Below are 2145 nucleotides of genomic sequence, written 5' to 3'. Positions count from 1 at the left end.
TGGTCGCCCAGCGCGTCCAGCGCGGCCGCGGCGTCGGCCAGGTCCACGGCGGTGCCGGCCGCGGCACGCAGCGCGCGCAGTTCGGCGCCGTCGCGGACGGGATCCAGCGCAGCGATGCGGAAACCGGGGCCGGGCATGGTCGGATCAGGCCGCGTCGGCGTCCTCGTCGGTGGCGTCCTCGGCCTCCAGCGGCTGGTAGAAGCCGCCTTCGATCAGCTCCAGCAGGGTCTGCCTGCCGGCTGCCGACAGCGCCGCGTAGTCGGTGCCGTCGATGTGTTCGGCCGCGGCCAGGCGTTTGGCGTCCTTGACCGGCAGCGCGAACTCCTGGCCGCTGCAGAACAGCATGGCGCCGCGGCTGGCACGCCGCCACGCCGGCCGCGCCCAGGGATGCCGCTGCAGGACCAGGCCCTGTTCCAGCGCGGCGGCGATCTCTTCCGCCGGGGGCAGGCCGGCCGGCGGCAGGATGTCGCCGGCGGCACGGTAGGTGGTGATGAAGCGGCCGAACCAGGCACCCAGCTTGTCCGGGTCGTTCATGCGCAGGGCGTTCAGCGCCTCGACCACGCGGCCCATCGCCGCCGCGTCGATCTCGTACGGATCGGCCGGCGCCTGCAGGTCTTCGTCGTGGTAGCGCAATGCCTCGTCGGCGCCGTCGATCAGGGTGTCCAGGTAATCGGCGATCAGCTCGGCCGAGGACGGTGCGCGCATGCCCACCGAGAAGGTCAGGCAGGCGTCCTCGGCGACGCCGTGGTGCGGCACCAGCGGCGGCAGGTACAGCATGTCGCCCGGTCCCAGCACCCAGTCGTGGGTCGGGTCGAACTGGCGCAGCAGTTTCAGCTCCACGTCGTCGCGGAAGTCGGTCGGCGGCGCCGGGCGGCCCAGCGCGACGCTGGCGTCGATCTGCCAGCGGCGATGGCCGTGGGCCTGCAGCAGGAACACGTCGTAGTGGTCCACGTGCGCGCCGACCGAGCCGCCGCGCGCGGCGAAGCTGACCATCACGTCGTCCACCCGCCAGCGTGGCAGGAAGCGGAACTGCTCGAGCAGGGCGCGGATGTCCGGGTCCCACTTGTCCACGTCCTGCACCAGCAGGGTCCAGTCGTGGTCGGGCATGCCCGGGAATTCGTGCTCCTGGAACGGGCCGCTGCGCACGCGCCAGCGGTCGTTGGCGCGGTCGTGCTCGATCAGCCGCGACAGCGCCGCTTCCTCGCAGGCCAGGCCGGCCAGGTCGCCCGGCTCGATCGGCGAAACGAAGCCGGGGAAGGCGTTGCGGATCAGCAACGGGCGCTTGTGCCAGTAGTCGCGCAGGAAGGTCGCGGCGGGCATGCCCAGCGGTTGCCCGGGGCGGGCGTGGAGTTCGAAGGCGAGAGCGGCGGTCTTGCGGGCAGCCATGTGCGGTGGGTCCTTGCGACGCGGAAGGTAAAGGGCAGGCGCAGCGGCGCCGGCGGACCCCGCCATTGTCCGCCGGTTTGGCGCGTGGGGCCATCGCGCTGGCCTTCGTGTGCGCCGCTGTGCGCGGATGGACGGCCGCGCGGAGGCCCTGGCGGTGTGTCGCGACCGCGCAACGTGGGTGACCCCGTGCGCGCAGGCCAGGGGCGGCGCCAGGCGCATCCGGGTTGGGCGATGACGGCGACGCCGCGGGGTAGGTCAGGGCAGTGGGGGCGCAGTGACGCTCGCGCTATTGGACGAGGATGCGGTTGTCGCGGCCGCCGTCGTCGACCTGGGCGCTGCCGCTGCGCTGGACGATGGCATTGCCGTTGCCCTGCAGGGCGATGGTGTCGATCTCGCTGGCCTGCAACTGGTTCTGGTCGCCGGACACGTCCAGTGTCGCGATGCGCGCCATCTGCAGCCGGCCATGGCGGCCGAACAATGCGACCTGCCCGGCATCGCCGCGCATCGCGATCTGGGCGTTGTCGCCGAGCACGCGCAGGGTGTCGGCCCGCTCGATCTGCAGGTTGCCGTTGCGGCCGAACAGGCTGACGGTGGCGCAGTGCCCGTGCAGCACCAGGGTGGCGTCGCGGCCGACGATGTTCAGGTCGCGACCGTCGCAATCGATGTCGCCGCTGGCCGAGGCGGCCATGCGGATCGGCGCCTCGGCGTCGCGCTCGTCGCCATCGGCGATGTCGCCGGCCGACGGCGCCGCCGCGATCG

General features: G+C 72.9%; 2 protein-coding genes. Both read right to left on the bottom strand.

The genetic code is table 11. The features are described 5' to 3' along the window. Positions 1–144: 144 nt before the first annotated feature. A complete protein-coding gene (locus tag D180_RS13915; protein ID WP_017913277.1) occupies positions 145–1386 on the bottom strand; it encodes a cupin domain-containing protein in 1242 nt (413 codons plus the stop codon). A 286-nt stretch (positions 1387–1672) separates the two neighbouring features. Beyond that, on the bottom strand, positions 1673–2145 hold a 473-nt coding region (locus D180_RS13910), incomplete at its 5' end, for a DUF3060 domain-containing protein (protein ID WP_017913276.1).

The organism is Xanthomonas sp. SHU 166, from assembly GCF_000364685.1.
GTDB lineage: Bacteria > Pseudomonadota > Gammaproteobacteria > Xanthomonadales > Xanthomonadaceae > Xanthomonas_A > Xanthomonas_A sontii.
This window is presented reverse-complemented; position numbering and strand designations above follow the sequence as displayed.

What these genes read in the sequence shown, in the direction of transcription:
- D180_RS13915 (WP_017913277.1), bottom strand. Translation starts at nt 1,386, where the DNA reads ATGGCTGCCCGCAAGACCGCCGCTCTCGCCTTCGAACTCCACGCCCGC.